The sequence below is a fragment of the Agrococcus sp. UYP33 genome (genome assembly GCF_054060915.1).
The window spans coordinates 207,722-222,578 of record NZ_JBSSDR010000001.1 but is presented as its reverse complement, the minus strand read 5'-3'; the positions used below and the strand labels follow the sequence as shown (position 1 = coordinate 222,578).

Here is a 14,857-nt window from a genome sequence, read left to right as displayed (position 1 = left end):
CGCGCGGGCCGTGCCGTGGAGCGCCGCCTCAGCGCGCGCAGCTGATGCAGCCGCGGATCACAGCACGCACAGGCTGACGTGCCCCGCCGATTCGGCGTGGAAGCTCAGGTGGAAGCGCGAGGGGTCGCCGTTGCCCAGCGGCAGGACGATCTCGCCCTCGGTGAACGCAGCGCCCGGGTCGTTCCGCTTCGTCACCGACGCGTGGTCGAACACGACGGGCCGCGCCAGCATGTTCGGAGGCACTGCCGGCGCAGCGGCAGAGACGACCGCAGGGCAGAGATGCAGGCCGATGCCCGGGTCCTCCGGATCATCCGCCCGGTCGAGCCACCGCTGCCAGTAGTCGCGGTCCTCCCGCACCCAGGAGATCACGAGCCCGGAGGACCGGACCTCGTCCAGGTCGGCACGGAACTGCCGGTTCTCGACCGTGTACCAGTCGAGCGGGTTCTTCGGGTCGAACAGCACCAGGGCGTCCCGCTGGTCGAGGAACGGGCGGATCACGAAGCAACCGCGGTCGTCCGGGGTGAGGTAGCGAGGGCGCACCCAGCCGAGCCTGATGCGGTCGTAGAGCGAGAGCATGACCGTGCTGTAGTTCGCATCGGCGTTGTCGAAGCTGCCACCCTGCCCGGCGCCCGTCGACCCGCCCCAGACGTATCCGCGCTGTCGGTCGGCATCCGATCCAGCCCCGTTGCGGCCGCCTGTCTCCGCCGAGACGAACAGCCCGGCCGCGCTCTTCAGGCAGATGCTGTCACCAGAGCTGATGGCGCCGGTGCCGCCCTGCTTGACCACCTCGAAGGTCTCCCACGTGCGCATGGCCGCGCGGTTCGCGGTCACGACGTGGTCGCTGCCCAGCTCAGCGGTCATCCACGTGCCGCCGGCGCTGCGAAGGCCGATGGCAGCGCCATGGGCGATCGCGCCGCCACCGCCGCTGCGCTGCACCGTGAACAGGCGCGCACGGCCGTCGCGCTCCGGCTCGACGTTGACGACGCGAGGTGGCGCATCGCTCACGGAGACGTAGCCGCCGTCATGGGCGCGAAGCGTGACGACGTCGCCCGCAGCGACGGTGCCCGCGCCGCCCACCCGCTCGATCACGAACGGCTCCCAGTCGCCGACGAAGGTGCGGTTCGCGATGAGATCGCCGCGCAGCGGCTGGCGGCTGCCGTAGCGGTCGCGCACGTCGAGCACCAGGTGGGAGGCTTCGTGGCACAGCACTGCGCCGGAGGCCTCGTCCACATCCGTGGTGACGCCGACGCCCGCATCCCTGCCCTGGACGCGCAGTCCCGATGGCGTGCTCGCCGCACCGTCGTGCACCTGCCCGCCCACGCCGCCGGCCTTGATGTGCACGATCGCCGTGCGGCCGCCGTCGATCACGCCGTCCACAGCGCGCTCGACGAGCGGGATGCCGCTGGCCTCGGCAGCGCCGAGCAGCAGGTCGTGCCCGAGCCGGTGCGGGTTCGCCGCCCCGGCGGGCACGGGCGGCACGAGGAACGGGCCGTGGATGCCGACATCCCGGATGCGGAAGCGGTCGGCGGACATCGTGCGCAGCCACGACGCGAGGCTCGGTGCTGGGCCGGTCAGTGCTCGGCGGATCTGCGCGCTGGTCGTCACGGGCTCGCCGGCGCGCTCGAAGAAGTGCAGCGTGAGGATGGCGCGGGGAGAGGCGACGGGCGACGGCAGCGGGTCGAACGGGCGGCCAGGGAGCGCTGCGCCGTCCGGCACCCAGCCGAAGCCGATCGCCGCATGCTCCGCCAGCTCGATCGTGAACAGCGCGAAGCCTGCCGCCGTCGCGCCGCGGGCGTGCAGCGTGCCGCTGCGCTCGGCGAGGAAGCCGGCGCTGTGCAGGGGCCTCAGGCTGACGCGCTGGAGATGTCGGATGGGGCGATCGCCCGGAGCCGTCAGCCGGAAGCGGGCTTCGATGCGGGCCTGGTTGGCACGGGCATCGACCCCGTCGCGGCCCGCGACCCGGACGTAGTCGCCGCTCCAGGTGCGCAGCGCCACGGTGTCGCCGGGATGGCATCGCGCACCCGTGCGCGTGAAGTTGATGAGGCTGAACGTCTCCCAGAGGCCCACGGCGTCGCGGTTGGCGGTGACCGCTCCACCGCCGCCGCCCTCCGCGGTCACGTATTTGGCGCTCGACGAGCGGAGGCGCACGAGCTGCTGGCCCATGAGGGTGACGGTGAACGTCTCCCAGGGTCCTCGCCGCGGCCGATTCGCCCCCACGGCGCCGCCGCCGTTGCCCTCGGCGACGACGAACCTGCCGTCGGCGGCGCGCAGGGCGACGGCGTCGCCGGACGCGATGACGCCTGCGCCCTCGACCCGCTCGAGCGTGAACACCGACGCGGCAACGATCCCGTCCTGGGCGGCGGTGAGGCCGCCGCTGCTCGTCGTCGTCAGGAAGCCGCCGTCGTGCACCTGGAGCGCGACCGCGTCGCCGTGCCGGGGGAGCGCGTCCGGCCGCGAGCGGTTGAAGAGGCGGAACGTCTCCCACGGTCCGATGCCGCCCCGGTTCGCGAGGATCTCGCCCCCGCCGCCGCCCTCGGCGACCAGCTGGCTGCCGTCGCCCGCCGCGAATGCCACCAACAGCACCATCGCCGCCACCTCCGTGCGCAGCCGTGAGCGGCTGCTCTGCGCCCGCATCGCGCAGGTGCAAGCCCGATCCTGTTCGCGCGGACCGGCCCGCGGTAGTGTCGGACCCGCCACTTGACATCCCGCCACCTGCGGCTCGAGCGTCGTTCGGATCGCGGGGATCTCGATGCGGCGGCAGCAACGCACTCCTGGTCCGACCCGGGGAGGAACGCGATGTCGAGCACGACGGTCGCCACTGCCGTGATCGATCTCGCCCACGATCTTCGAGCGATCGCGAATGCGCCGGAGTACGACCTGCAGGCGCCGGCGCTGCTCGCAGCGCTGCTGCCGGCCGACGAGGTCATCTGGGCTCGGGTCGACTTCATCGCCGGCACCGCGACGGTGCGCGGTGCGTCGTCGGGCGATGAGGCGCGGGCGAGCGGGCTCGCGCGCTACGGCCAGACCCACCAGGGGGTGCGCAGCTTCGAGCGGTCGCCCGACGACAAGAGCCCTCGGCGGATGTCGGATGTCGCCACGCAGGCCGAGTGGCACGGCACGGCGCTGTACAACGAGCTCTACCGCCCGTTCGGCCACGCGTACCAGCTCGGCCTCCTCACGCACATGGGGATGCCAGGTGTCGGGAGCGGCTGGACCTTCACCCGCACCTCCTCGGACTTCACCGACCGAGAGATGGAGATCGCGGGCCGGATCCTGCCGGTGCTGATCGCGCTGGAGGGCAGTCGCGCAGCGCTGTCCGAGCGCGCGTCCGTGACGGTGAAGCCGCGCGAGCGGATCCTTCTCGCTCACCTCGCGGGGGGACTGACCGCGCGAGCGATCGGGTGGCGCATGGGTATCTCCGAGCGCACGGTGCGGAAGCACCTGGGTGCGCTGTACGCCACGCTCGAGTGCAACGACCGGCTCGTCGCGGTGCAGCGCGCGAGGGATCTCGGCTTGCTGCCTCGATAGCCGGCACCGAGGCGTCGCCGGGTCCGTGTCATCGGTCGGTCGTACCGTGTCGCCATGGCACTCCGACTCGTCGAGCTCACTGCAGAGAACCTGGGCGCCGCGGTGCGCCTGCCGCCCGCTGTCGGCGAGCCGGCGAACGTGGCGCCCGTCGTCCACTCCATCGCCGAGGCCTACGTGTCTCCCGCGGCCTGGCCGAGGGTCATCGTCGACGGCGACGAGGTCGTCGGCTTCGTCATGGCGAGCTGGGACCCGACGAACGAGATCGCCGCGTTCCGCGCCGGGGTGTGGCGGCTGAACGTCGCGGCCGATGTGCAGGGCACGGGTGTCGGGCGCTTCGCCGTCGAGCAGGTCGCAGCAGAAGCACGACGACGAGGCATCGACCGCATCACCGTGCTGTGGGTGCCGGGCGAGGACGGGCCCGAGGGGTTCTACCGCCGGATCGGCTTCGAGCCCACCGGCGAGATCCTCTTCGGCGAGGTCGTCGGCGCGATGGCCGTCTGAACGCCTCGCCTGCGCTCCGCGCGGAGGCACAGGCGGGCGGGGGAGACTGGCTGCTGCAGTCGAGGGGAGCGCTGTGGACGCCGACGTCATCGTCATCGGGGCAGGTCTTGCCGGACTGCAGGCTGCCCGGCGGCTGGAGGCGCGCGGCCTCGCGGTGACGGTGGTCGAGGCATCGGATGCCGTGGGCGGACGGGTGCGCACCGACGTGGTCGACGGGTGCCGGATGGATCGCGGCTTCCAGGTGCTCAACCCCGCCTACCCGGCGGTCCAGCGGTGGGTCGACGTCCGAGCGCTCGGGCTGCAGGAGTTCGGCGTCGGCGCCGTCGTGCGCACCGGCGCGACGACCCGCACGCTCGCGCATCCGCTGCGGCACCCGCAGCACGCCATCCGGACGCTCCGCAGCGGGCTCGTGCCCGCGCGCGATCTCATTGGGCTCGCTCGGTGGCTCGGTCCGACGCTCGCCCGAGCCCGGACCGCGTCGCGTGCGACGCAGGACCTGACGCTGCGCGCATCCCTCGACGCCGCAGGCGTCACCGGCCGGCTGCGCCGCCACGTGCTCGACACGTTCCTCGCGGGCGTGCTCGCCGACAGCAGCGGCAGCGCATCGGCCAACTACGTGCGCCTGCTGCTGCGCTCCTTCGCGCTCGGCGTCCCCGGTCTGCCCCACGCCGGCATGCAGGCGCTGCCGGAGCAGCTCGCCGCAGCGCTCAGCCAGCCGGTGCGGCTGCGCACGCCCGCGCACGCCGTGCGCGAGACGGATGCCGGGGTGCAGGTCGACACCGACGACGGCTCCATCCGAGCCCGGGCGGCGATCGTCGCGGTCGAGGCGCACGACCTCGCCGCCCTCGCTCCTGCTCCTACGCCTCCGATGCGCGGACTGACGACCTGGTGGTTCCGGGCGCCCGACAGCCCGCTCTCCGGTCGCTTCCTGCTGCTCGATGCGTCACGCCGCGAAGGAGGCCCGGCCGGACCCGTCTGGAACACCGCCGTCATCTCGGAGGTCGCGCCCTCGTACGCGCCCGCCGGCGCCCACCTCGTCCAGGCGACGACGCTCCTCGACCGCCCTGACGGCCTCGTCGGCGAGGCGGAGGTGCGACGGGACCTCGAGCGGCTGTACCGCACGTCGACCCACGGGTGGGAGGTGCTCGCGCACCACGTGGTGCGCCACGCGGTTCCCGCGCAGCTGCCAGGGCCGATCGCGCCCGGCCCGCTCTGGACGGGACGGCGCGTGCTCGTCGCGGGCGATCACCGGGAGACCGCGTCGATCCAGGGAGCGCTCGTCTCTGGCGGTCGGGCCGCGGCATCCGTCGCACGCCGCCTCAGCGCGTGAGCGCTGGGGCCCGGCGAACGGTCGCACGGGTGAGGCGTCAGGGCGCGCAGTCGATGCAGGTCGTCGCCTGCGGCCGCGCCTCGAGCCGCTCGGGCGCGATCGGCCGGCCGCAGACGCTGCAGATCCCGCCCTCGCCGCTCGCGATGCGCGCTGCCGCCTCGTCGATCGCCGTGAGCGCATCGAGCCGCGTCTGCCGCAGGCCCTCGAGCCGCGACCACTCCGACGAGAGCGAGACGCCGTCCGGGTCGTGCTCGTCGTCGTCGTGCTGCACCCCGCGCATCCCTCGGAGCTCGGCGAGCTGACGCTCCACCTCCGCGAGCCCATCGAGCGCCTCACGACGTCGAGCGGCGATGTCGTCAGCACGGGAGGCAGCCATCAGCGATCCCTCCGACCGCATCCGCGCCGGGCGGTGCCACGCATGGGAATCATGCTGACACGGTAGCTCCCGCGCTTGCGGACGAGCGTCCAAGACGGCACGATGGAAGCCGAGACGACGAGGGGTTCGATGCGAGAGCGGTACGACCGGTTGGTCGCGGATGCCGCTCGCTATGTCGACAGTGAGCGCGACGAGGTCAACGAGCAGCACGTCGTGGCCGGGCTCTTCAGGGCCGCCCGCGACGTCGAGCGCGTCGAGGGCCATGACACCCGCCCCGTGATGCGCGTCGTGCTGGAGCGATTCGAGCTCGACTACTTCGGAGCGTCGCCCGCACGCCCTGAGATCTACGGCACGAGCGCTCCCTAGCGATCAGCGGGATCGCGTTCGGCTAGATCGCGCGCTCCCAGACGCCGTCCAGCAGCATCAGCACGATCCTGCCGCCGTCCTCGCTGCGCCGAGCGAGCGTGATGTAGGTCAGGGTCTTGCTGGTGACGATGCGCTCCGTCTCGACCCCGGTGCGAGCGAGCCACGCGCCGAGCCCCTCGGCGTCGGGCGCGCACGCGTTCAGCTCGTCGACGATCGTGGCGGCGTGGTCCTCGGAGAATCCGACATGCGCAGGGGAGGGCTCCATGACCTGACCGTAGCCCCGAGCGCGACGAACGCCTAGGGAACGGTCGCGGACGGCCGGTATCGGCGCGCACCGCCTCCACCGCGCGCCCTTCGAGCGCCGGACGACCGATCGCGCCGTCGTGCGCCGCGTGCGCGACGGGCTGAGAGGATGGGCGGATGACCGCAACGCTCGTCGCTCAGGGCCTCGCCGGCGGATACGGCCATCGCACGCTGTTCGACTCGCTCGACCTCACCGTCGCCCCGGGCGACGTCGTCGGCGTCGTCGGCGCGAACGGCGCCGGCAAGTCGACGCTGCTGCGGCTGCTCGCGGGCATCGACGAGCCGCAGGCCGGCACGGTCGCGCTCGCGCCCGCCGACGCCTTCGTCGGCTGGCTGCCGCAGGAGCACGAGCGCGTCGTCGGCGAGACGGTCACCGACTACATCGGGCGGCGCACCGGATGCGCGCAGGCGACCGCCGACATGGACGCGGCGGCCGCTGCGCTCGGCGACCCGTCGCTCGCGCCCGCGGGCGTCGACCCGGCGGACGCCTACTCCGCAGCGCTCGACCGCTGGCTCGCGAGCGGCGCCGCCGACCTCGACGAGCGGCTGCCGATCGTGCTCGCCGACCTCGGCCTCGAGCTGCACGGCGCGTCGATCGAGGAGGCGCTCATGACGTCGCTGTCGGGCGGCCAGGCCGCGCGCGTCGGCCTCGCCGCGCTGCTGCTGTCGCGGTTCGACATCGTGCTGCTCGACGAGCCGACGAACGACCTCGACCTCGACGGCCTCGAGCGGCTCGAGGAGTTCGTGCGCGGGCTGCGCGGCGGCGTGGTGCTCGTGAGCCACGACCGCGAGTTCCTCGCGCGCGCCGTGACCCGGGTGCTCGAGCTCGACCTCGCGCAGAGCTCGAACCGCATCTACGGCGGTGGCTACGACGCCTACCTGGAGGAGCGCGCGACCATCCGCCGGCACGCGCGGGAGCAGTACGACGAGTTCGCCGAGAAGAAGGCCGACCTCGTGTCGCGCGCGAGGACGCAGCGGGAGTGGTCGAGCCAGGGCGTGCGCAACGCGATGAAGAAGGCGCCCGACAACGACAAGATCCGCCGCAAGGCGTCGACGGAGTCGAGCGAGAAGCAGGCGCAGAAGGTGCGGCAGATGGAGAGCCGGATCGCGCGCCTCGAGGAGGTCGAGGAGCCGCGCAAGGAATGGCAGCTCGAGTTCACGATCGGGGCGGCGCCGCGGTCGAGCTCGGTCGTGTCGACCCTCAGCGGTGCCGTGCTCCGGCAGGGATCGTTCACGCTCGGGCCGGTGTCGCTCCAGGTGAACGCGGGGGAGCGCATCGGCATCACCGGGCCGAACGGCGCCGGGAAGTCGACGCTGCTGCGGGCGCTCCTCGGTCAGCAGTCGCCCGACGAAGGCTCGGCGAGCCTGGGCGCGAGCGTGCGGATCGGCGAGATCGACCAGGCCCGTTCGCTGCTCGCGGGCTCGCAGCCGCTGGCGGTGGCGTTCGAGGCGCTCATCCCCGAGCTCGCCTCGGGCGAGGTGCGCACGCTGCTGGCGAAGTTCGGGCTGCGGGCCGACCACGTCGGCAGACCGGTCGACGAGCTCTCGCCCGGCGAGCGCACGCGCGCTGGGCTCGCGCTGCTGCAGGCGCGCGGCGTCAACCTGCTCGTGCTCGACGAGCCGACGAACCACCTCGACCTGCCGGCGATCGAGCAGCTCGAGCAGGCGCTCGAGACCTACGACGGCACGCTGCTGCTCGTGACCCACGACCGGCGGATGCTCGAGACGGTCCGCACGGACCGGCACTGGCGCGTCGAGGCGGGTCAGGTCACCGAGCGCTGACGGCGCTGTTCAGCCCCAGACCTGGATGATCACGGTCAGGATGACGCAGACGACGATGGGCAGGACCGTGAGGCGTCGGACGAACGCGATCTGCTCGCGCTCGCCGCGCACGTGGCTGAAGCGGTACTGCCGGCTCCAGAAGAGCCGCCAGTTCGAGCGAGGGAACACCTGCGCCCAGAGGCAGAAGGCGAGCACGAAGCCGATCGCGACCTGCGCGACGACGAGTCGGGTGTCCATGGCTCGAGCGTAGGGTCCACGCAGCGGGGCGAGGCAGGAGTAGCGTCCCCGGCATGAGCGAGCAGGGATCGGTCGTGCGCATGTGGACGGGCGTCATCCGGACGAGCGATCGCGAGGCCTACGTCGACTACGTGCGCCGGACGGGCATGGAGGCCTACCGCGAGACGCCGGGCAACCTCGACGCGTGGATCCTCACGCGCGACCTCGGCGACGGGCGCACGGAGATCTCGACGGTCTCGCGCTGGACGTCGCTCGCGGCGATCGAGGCGTTCGCGGGCGACGATCCCGAGCTGGCGGTCTACTACCCGGAGGACGACGCGTACCTGCTCGAGCGCGACGAGCGCGTGCGGCACTTCCGCGTGGAGTGAGCGGCGACGAGTGGGCGCTACCGCACGCCCCACGCGTAGCTCTGCTGCTGCAGCTTCAGGTACATCAGCGTGTCGGTCTCGCGCACGCCGTCGATCGAGCGGATGCGCTGCGACACGAGCTCGAGCAGGTGCGCGTCGCTCTCGCAGACGACCTCGGCGAGCACGTCGTACGAGCCGGCCGTGATGACGACGTAGTCGACCTCGGCCAGCGCCGACACCGCTTCGGCGACCGGCTCGAGCTCGCCGGAGACGCGGATGCCGATCATGGCCTGGCGCGCGAAGCCGAGCTGCATCGGGTCGGTGACGGCCACGATCTGCATGACCCCGGCATCCGTCAGCCGCTTCACGCGCTTCCGCACCGCGGTCTCGCTGAGGCCGACCGTCTCGGCGATCGCCGCGTAGGGCGCGCGCCCGTCGCGCTGGAGCTCGGCGATGATCGCCTTGTCCTGCGCGTCGGGGAGGCTCACAGCCGCGACCCCGCCTCGGAGAGCACGCCCCGCAGGATCTGTCCGATCTCGTCGAAGTGCGACTGGTCGCAGATGAGCGGGGGCGACAGCTGGATGACGGGGTCGCCCCGGTCGTCGGCGCGGCAGTAGAGGCCCGCCTCGAAGAGCGCGCCCGAGAGGTAGCCGCGCAGCAGCCGCTCGCTCTCGTCGTCGTCGAACGTCTCGCGGGTGCCCTTGTCCTTCACGAGCTCGATCCCGTAGAAGTAGCCGTCGCCGCGGACGTCGCCGACGATCGGCAGGTCGAGCAGCCCCTCGAGCGTGGCGCGGAAGGCGCCCTCGTTGGCCCGCACGTGCTCGAGCACGCCCTCGCGCTCGAAGATCTCGAGGTTCGCGAGCCCGACGGCGGTCGCCACCGGGTGGCCGCCGAAGGTGTAGCCGTGCGCGAACATCGCGCCGGGCTGGGCGAAGGGCTCGAACAGCCGCTCGCTCGCGATCATCGCGCCGAGCGGCGCGTAGCCAGAGGTGAGGCCCTTCGCGCACGTGATGATGTCGGGCTGGTAGCCGTACCGCTCGGCGCCGAACATCGTGCCCAGGCGCCCGAATGCGCAGATCACCTCGTCCGAGACGAGCAGCACGTCGTACTCGTCGCAGATCTCGCGCACCCGCTGGAAGTACCCGGGTGGGGGAGGGAAGCATCCGCCGGCGTTCTGCACGGGCTCGAGGAAGACCGCCGCGACGGTCTCGGGCCCCTCCTGCTCGATCGCGACCGCGATCTGGTCGGCGGCCCAGCGGCCGAACGCCTCGGGGTCGTCGGCGTGGATCGGCGCGCGGTACTGGTTCGTGTTCGGCACGCGGAACGTCGAGGGCACGAGCGGCTCGAACTGCGCCTTGAGCGGCGGCAGTCCCGTGATCGACAGCGCCCCGTGCGTGGTGCCGTGGTACGCGATCGCCCGGCTGATGACCTTGTGCTTCATCGGCCGGCCGGTGAGCTTGAAGTAGTTCTTCGCCAGCTTCCAGGCGCTCTCGACCGCCTCGCTGCCGCCGCTCGTGAAGAACACGCGGTCGAGGTCGCCGGGGGCGAGGGACGCCAGCTTGTCGGCGAGGTCGATCGCGCTCGGATGCGCGTACGACCAGAGCGGGAAGAACGCGAGCGTGGACGCCTGCTGCGCCGCGACCGCGGCGAGGTCCTCGCGCCCGTGTCCGAGCTGGTTGACGAACAGCCCGGCGAGGCCATCGAGGTACCGCTTGCCGCGGTCGTCCCAAATGTAGGCGCCCTCACCCCGCACGATGACCGGCGCCGCGTCGGCGTTGGCCATGCGGGTGAAGTGCATCCACAGGTGGTCGGCGGGGGCGGGCATGGGACTCCTTCGTCGGTGGTGGTCGTTCGGTGCGCTCGGATGATGGCACTCGGATGTGGACGCTCGGATGCGTCCCCCGCGGTCAGGTCGGCAGCGGCACGCAGAGCACGGGTCGGCGGCTCAGGTGCAGCAGCTTGTGCGGGGTCGAGCCGAGGATGGCGCCGCGGATGGGGCTCTCGCCCCACGTGCCGACGACGATGAGGCGGGCATCGTGCCGCTCCGCCTGCTCGAGCAGCGCATCGACGGGCCGCGCCGACACGAGCTCGGTGACGGCATCCACACCGGCGGCTGCGGCGGCGTCGAGCGCGTGGCCCACGGCCTCGCGCCCCCACTGCTGCAGCATCGCCTCGTGCGTGCGCCGCTCCTCGCCGACGCCGCCGGGCGGCTCGGTGCCGTAGACGATGACGAGCTGCTCGCCGTAGCGGCTCGCGACGTCGATCGCGATCGTCAGCGCGGCCTTGGCGCCGGGCGACTCGTCGTAGCCCAGGAGGACGCTCATGGCTTCGTCTCCCCGCTGCCCGCCGTGCCGCTCCCGACCGCGCCGCGGCCCACGGAACCGGTGCCCACCGATGTGGTGTCGATGCGCACGATCGGCTGCTCCGCGGTGCTCGGGCGCTCCTCCCAATACCGGCGGTCGCGGAAGTACCAGATGATCATCAGCACGACGCCGGTGGCGAAGATGCCGATGCCGATCACGAGGGGCGGGCCGACGCCGAACCAGGGGGTCTCGGTGTACGCGTTCTCGGGGTTGCCGTAGTCGATGATCGCCGAGATGAGCAGCCAGATGAGCAGCAGCGAGCCGAGCACGGGGCCGACGCCGATGAGCACGAAGCTCTTCACGCTCTTCGTGAGCCGCTTGCGGAAGTAGATCGCGCAGGCGATGCCGGTGAGGGCGTAGTAGAAGGCGATGAGCAGGCCGAGCGCGGTGAGCGTGTCCCACAGCGCGGTCTCGCTCAGCAGGCCCACCACGAGGTAGTACGCGCTCGCGATGCCGGCGACCCACCAGGTGGAGACGTCGGGGGTGCGGAAGCGCGGGTGGATGTGGCCGAACATCTTCGGCAGCGCGCCGCGTCGGGCCATGCTGAGCCCGGTGCGCGACGCGGGGATGATCGTCGTCTGCGTCGAGGCGATGGCCGAGGTGGCGACCGAGAGCATGACGACCCAGGCCCACGGGCCCATCGTGTCGGCGGCGAGCACCTGGAAGATCGCGTCCTCCTCGTCGGCGGTCTCGGCCAGGAAGGCGTCGCCGGCGAGCGCGACGACCGCGATGGTCACCGACAGGTAGGTGACGAGCAGCACGATGGTCGACCAGATGGCGGCCTTGCCGGGCGACTGCGACGAGTTCGTCGTCTCCTCGGTCAGGTTGACCGCCGACTCCCAGCCCCAGTAGGCGAAGACGCCGAGCAGCAGGCCCGCCGTCACCCCTTCCCAGCCGCCGCCGAACGGGTTCAGCCACTCCCACGACGGTGTGATCGAGTCGAACGCGGAGGTGTTCGAGAAGACCTGCGTCAGCGCGACGACCGCGAAGACGAGCAGCGAGACGATCTGGAACACGATGAGCACGTTCTGCAGCCGAGCAGAGATCTCGGTGCCCCAGACGCAGATCGCCGTCATCACGATGATGAGCAGCACGGTGAGCACGCGGATGGCCACCGGGTCGTACGCGAGGTCCTCGAGCCCGACGGTCAGCAGCGAGTAGCGCACGCCGACCTCGGCGAGCGAGCCGACGATGAGCACGCCGGTCATCGCGATCGCCCAGCCGCCGATCCAGCCGAACCACGGCCCCATGGCGCGCGTCACCCACGAGAAGGTGGTGCCGCAGTCCTGGTCGACCGTGTTGAGGTAGTAGAACGCCGAGGCGATCAGCAGCATCGGGATGAAGCTCGCGAGCATGATGCCGGGCGCGTGCACGCCCGTGTAGAGCACCAGGCCGCCGATGATGGCGGCGATCGTGTACGCCGGCGATGTCGAGGCGAGCCCGATGACGAGGGCGTCGAAGAAGCCGATGGCGTTCGGCTTGAGCTTGGCAGGACCCCCGGTGGCGGGGGTGGTGCGGTGGTCGGTCACGACTGCTCCCTTGTGCGCAGTTCGGCGGATCCGGTGCTTCACCCCGGGTGTGGGTGCTGCATCCGTCCTCCTTGACGGCAGACACTACTGAATCCGTCGCGGTTCTACTAGAGTCACGCTCGATCAGCGTCGTGTCGCCGTGCGGGAGCCGCACGGCAGGGCGCTGGCACGAGAGGAGCGTCATGCGGATCCTGCTGGTGGGAGCCGGAGGTGTCGGAGGAGCGTTCGCCGCGATCGCGGCCCGTCGGGACTTCTTCGAGAGCATCGTGATCGCCGACTACGACGAGGCACGCGCACGCAAGGCGGCAGCGGTAGATCCCCGGTTCTCCTCGGCGCAGGTCGACGCGTCGAGTCCGGATTCCGTCGCGGCGCTCTGCCGCGAGCACGGCATCACGCACGTCATGAACGCGGTCGACCCGCGCTTCGTGATGCCCATCTTCGACGGCGCGCTCGCGGCCGGGGCCGACTACCTCGACATGGCGATGAGCCTCTCGAAGCGGCACCCCGACGAGCCCTACGCGAAGGTCGGGCTCAAGCTCGGCGACGAGCAGTTCGGCAAGGCCGAGCAGTGGGAGTCGGCGGGCAGGCTCGCGCTCGTCGGGATGGGTGTCGAGCCCGGGCTCTCCGACGTGCTCGCCCGCTACGCCTCGGACGAGCTCTTCAGCAGCATCACCGAGCTCGGCACGCGCGACGGCGCCAACCTCGCGGTGCACGACGACGACGGCAACGAGATCTTCGCGCCGTCGTTCTCGATCTGGACGACGATCGAGGAGTGCCTCAACCCGCCCGTGATCTGGGAGCGCTCGCGGGCCGAGACGGACGGCGGCTGGTACACGACCGCGCCGTTCAGCGAGCCGGAGGTGTTCGACTTCCCGGAGGGGATCGGCCCGGTCGAGTGCGTCAACGTCGAGCACGAGGAGGTGCTCCTCATGCCGCGCTGGCTCGACTGCGAGCGCGTCACCTTCAAGTACGGGCTCGGGTCGGAGTTCATCGGCGTGCTGCAGACGCTGCACACGCTCGGTCTCGACCGCACCGAGAAGGTGCGCGTCGGCGGGGTCGAGGTCTCACCCCGTGACGTCGTGGCGGCGTGCCTGCCGGACCCGGCATCCATCGGTCCGGTGATGACGGGCAAGACCTGCGCCGGCGTGTGGGTGCGCGGCACCGGCAAGGACGGTCAGCCGCGGTCGACCTACCTCTACCACGTGGTCGACAACGCCTGGTCGATGGAGGAGTACGGCCACCAGTGCGTGGTGTGGCAGACGGCGATCAACCCGGTGATCGCGCTCGAGCTGCTCGCGACCGGCGTGTGGTCGGGCGCGGGCGTGCTGGGCCCGGAGGCGATGCCGCCGAAGCCGTTCCTCGACCTGCTCGGGGAGTACGGCAGCCCGTGGGGGCAGATGGAGGTCGCGCCGACGGCGTGAACCGGCGCCGCCGGTCAGCCGATCAGTCGTCCCCGGCATCGGGCGGCGTCATGAACCACTCGACGAAGCGCTGCGCCCGGCCGTCGTCCGCGAGGTGGACCTCCCAGAGGTTCACGTAGGACGCGTGGTCGGGGTAGACGACGGTGCCCGTGACGATCGCGAGCCGCTCGTCCTCGATGAGCACGCGCAGGTCGTGCTGCGGGTTCGGCGACTCCGGTTCGCCCCACATCCGGACGATCGCGTCGATCCCGCGCACGGGCTCGGGATCGTCGGGGCGGAATCGGTACTCGGCGTCATCCGTGAAGATGGCGCGCACATCCGCCGGGTCCTTCGACGCCCAGGCGCGGATGTAGCCGTCGAGCCAGCGCTGTCCGGTCGTCATGCTGCGTTCCTACCGCAGCGTGCCGCGGCGCGGAAGGGGCGTCGTGCACAGGTGCCTGTCGGCGCGCCGGAGTACCGTGAGGCCCCCGATCCGCAGGAGGCGACCATGACCGACGTGAACCCGCAGGCACAGCCCGACGAGCAGCCCGACACCCAGGGCGAGACGATCGGGGCGACCGGCGACGCGCAGGACTCGACGCTCGAGAAGGACCCGGCCGACTGGGTGAGCGGCGACGACCCGATGACCGCCGCGCAGCGCTCCTACCTCGACACGCTCGCGAAGCAGGCGGGTGAGGAGCTGCCCGCCGACCTCTCGAAGGCGGAGGCGTCGCAGCACATCGATCGCCTGCGCGCCGACACCGGCCAGGGCTGACGCGAGCGCGGGGCGGCGTC

General features: G+C 71.9%; 17 protein-coding genes. 8 read left to right on the top strand and 9 right to left on the bottom strand.

Annotated elements, in window-relative coordinates; translation table 11 throughout:
* Window positions 1-57 precede the first annotated feature (57 nt).
* A complete protein-coding gene (locus ACVWW9_RS01025) occupies window positions 58-3,369 on the bottom strand; it encodes a hypothetical protein (protein WP_456515422.1) in 3,312 nt (1,103 codons plus the stop codon).
* Between ACVWW9_RS01025 and ACVWW9_RS01020 the strand changes: the two genes are divergently transcribed.
* The 3 genes from ACVWW9_RS01020 (at window position 3,253) to ACVWW9_RS01010 (ending at window position 5,359) form a co-directional block, all read left to right on the top strand.
* Window positions 3,253-3,528 (top strand): response regulator transcription factor, encoded by a 276-nt coding sequence (locus ACVWW9_RS01020; protein ID WP_456515390.1) that lies wholly within the window; start codon window positions 3,253-3,255, stop codon window positions 3,526-3,528. The genes ACVWW9_RS01025 and ACVWW9_RS01020 overlap by 117 nt on opposite strands.
* Window positions 3,529-3,582: 54 nt before the next feature.
* A complete protein-coding gene (locus ACVWW9_RS01015; protein WP_456514036.1) occupies window positions 3,583-4,029 on the top strand; it encodes a GNAT family N-acetyltransferase in 447 nt (148 codons plus the stop codon).
* Window positions 4,030-4,102: 73 nt separating this feature from the next.
* On the top strand, window positions 4,103-5,359 hold the full coding sequence (locus ACVWW9_RS01010) for a flavin monoamine oxidase family protein (RefSeq protein WP_456514035.1): 1,257 nt from the start codon (window positions 4,103-4,105) through the stop codon (window positions 5,357-5,359).
* Between the two features lie 37 nt (window positions 5,360-5,396).
* On the opposite strand, the gene ACVWW9_RS01005 is transcribed toward ACVWW9_RS01010, so the two are convergent.
* Window positions 5,397-5,735, bottom strand: coding sequence for a TraR/DksA family transcriptional regulator (locus tag ACVWW9_RS01005; RefSeq protein WP_456514034.1), 339 nt, complete (start codon window positions 5,733-5,735; stop codon window positions 5,397-5,399).
* Between the two features lie 129 nt (window positions 5,736-5,864).
* Between ACVWW9_RS01005 and ACVWW9_RS01000 the strand changes: the two genes are divergently transcribed.
* Window positions 5,865-6,101 carry a hypothetical protein gene (locus ACVWW9_RS01000; protein WP_123695887.1) on the top strand — a complete coding sequence of 79 codons (237 nt, stop codon included), beginning with the start codon at window positions 5,865-5,867 and terminating at the stop codon, window positions 6,099-6,101.
* A gap of 22 nt (window positions 6,102-6,123) precedes the next feature.
* Here the strand turns inward: ACVWW9_RS01000 and ACVWW9_RS00995 are convergent, their stop codons facing one another.
* Window positions 6,124-6,366 carry a hypothetical protein gene (locus ACVWW9_RS00995; protein WP_456514033.1) on the bottom strand — a complete coding sequence of 81 codons (243 nt, stop codon included), beginning with the start codon at window positions 6,364-6,366 and terminating at the stop codon, window positions 6,124-6,126.
* Window positions 6,367-6,521: 155 nt separating this feature from the next.
* Between ACVWW9_RS00995 and ACVWW9_RS00990 the strand changes: the two genes are divergently transcribed.
* Window positions 6,522-8,186 carry an ABC-F family ATP-binding cassette domain-containing protein gene (locus tag ACVWW9_RS00990; protein ID WP_456514032.1) on the top strand — a complete coding sequence of 555 codons (1,665 nt, stop codon included), beginning with the start codon at window positions 6,522-6,524 and terminating at the stop codon, window positions 8,184-8,186.
* Window positions 8,187-8,195: 9 nt separating this feature from the next.
* Here the strand turns inward: ACVWW9_RS00990 and ACVWW9_RS00985 are convergent, their stop codons facing one another.
* A complete protein-coding gene (locus ACVWW9_RS00985) occupies window positions 8,196-8,423 on the bottom strand; it encodes a hypothetical protein (RefSeq protein ID WP_456514031.1) in 228 nt (75 codons plus the stop codon).
* A 53-nt stretch (window positions 8,424-8,476) separates the two neighbouring features.
* Here ACVWW9_RS00985 and ACVWW9_RS00980 point away from each other — a divergent pair, with 53 nt between their 5' ends.
* Window positions 8,477-8,791, top strand: coding sequence for a hypothetical protein (locus tag ACVWW9_RS00980; RefSeq protein ID WP_456514030.1), 315 nt, complete (start codon window positions 8,477-8,479; stop codon window positions 8,789-8,791).
* A gap of 17 nt (window positions 8,792-8,808) precedes the next feature.
* Here ACVWW9_RS00980 and ACVWW9_RS00975 read toward each other — a convergent pair whose 3' ends face one another.
* The 4 genes from ACVWW9_RS00975 to ACVWW9_RS00960 all read right to left on the bottom strand — a co-directional run bounded on the left by ACVWW9_RS00975 (window position 8,809) and on the right by ACVWW9_RS00960 (window position 12,662).
* A complete protein-coding gene (locus tag ACVWW9_RS00975; RefSeq protein WP_354259594.1) occupies window positions 8,809-9,258 on the bottom strand; it encodes an Lrp/AsnC family transcriptional regulator in 450 nt (149 codons plus the stop codon).
* Window positions 9,255-10,595: an aspartate aminotransferase family protein gene (locus tag ACVWW9_RS00970; protein ID WP_456514029.1), complete on the bottom strand. Its 1,341-nt coding sequence runs from the start codon at window positions 10,593-10,595 to the stop codon at window positions 9,255-9,257. The genes ACVWW9_RS00975 and ACVWW9_RS00970 overlap by 4 nt, the downstream gene beginning before the upstream one ends.
* Before the next feature lie 82 nt (window positions 10,596-10,677).
* Window positions 10,678-11,094, bottom strand: a complete 417-nt coding sequence (locus ACVWW9_RS00965; protein WP_354259600.1) for a universal stress protein — start codon at window positions 11,092-11,094, stop codon at window positions 10,678-10,680.
* A complete protein-coding gene (locus tag ACVWW9_RS00960; protein WP_354259603.1) occupies window positions 11,091-12,662 on the bottom strand; it encodes an APC family permease in 1,572 nt (523 codons plus the stop codon). The genes ACVWW9_RS00965 and ACVWW9_RS00960 overlap by 4 nt, the downstream gene beginning before the upstream one ends.
* 182 nt (window positions 12,663-12,844) lie before the next feature.
* Between ACVWW9_RS00960 and ACVWW9_RS00955 the strand changes: the two genes are divergently transcribed.
* Complete coding sequence (locus tag ACVWW9_RS00955; protein ID WP_456514028.1) at window positions 12,845-14,083, top strand: saccharopine dehydrogenase family protein; 1,239 nt, start codon at window positions 12,845-12,847, stop codon at window positions 14,081-14,083.
* Between the two features lie 22 nt (window positions 14,084-14,105).
* On the opposite strand, the gene ACVWW9_RS00950 is transcribed toward ACVWW9_RS00955, so the two are convergent.
* Window positions 14,106-14,465, bottom strand: a complete 360-nt coding sequence (locus tag ACVWW9_RS00950; RefSeq protein ID WP_456514027.1) for a nuclear transport factor 2 family protein — start codon at window positions 14,463-14,465, stop codon at window positions 14,106-14,108.
* A 105-nt stretch (window positions 14,466-14,570) separates the two neighbouring features.
* On the opposite strand from ACVWW9_RS00950, the gene ACVWW9_RS00945 reads away from it, so the two are divergent.
* Window positions 14,571-14,837: a DUF3072 domain-containing protein gene (locus ACVWW9_RS00945; RefSeq protein WP_456514026.1), complete on the top strand. Its 267-nt coding sequence runs from the start codon at window positions 14,571-14,573 to the stop codon at window positions 14,835-14,837.
* Window positions 14,838-14,857: the final 20 nt, after the last annotated feature.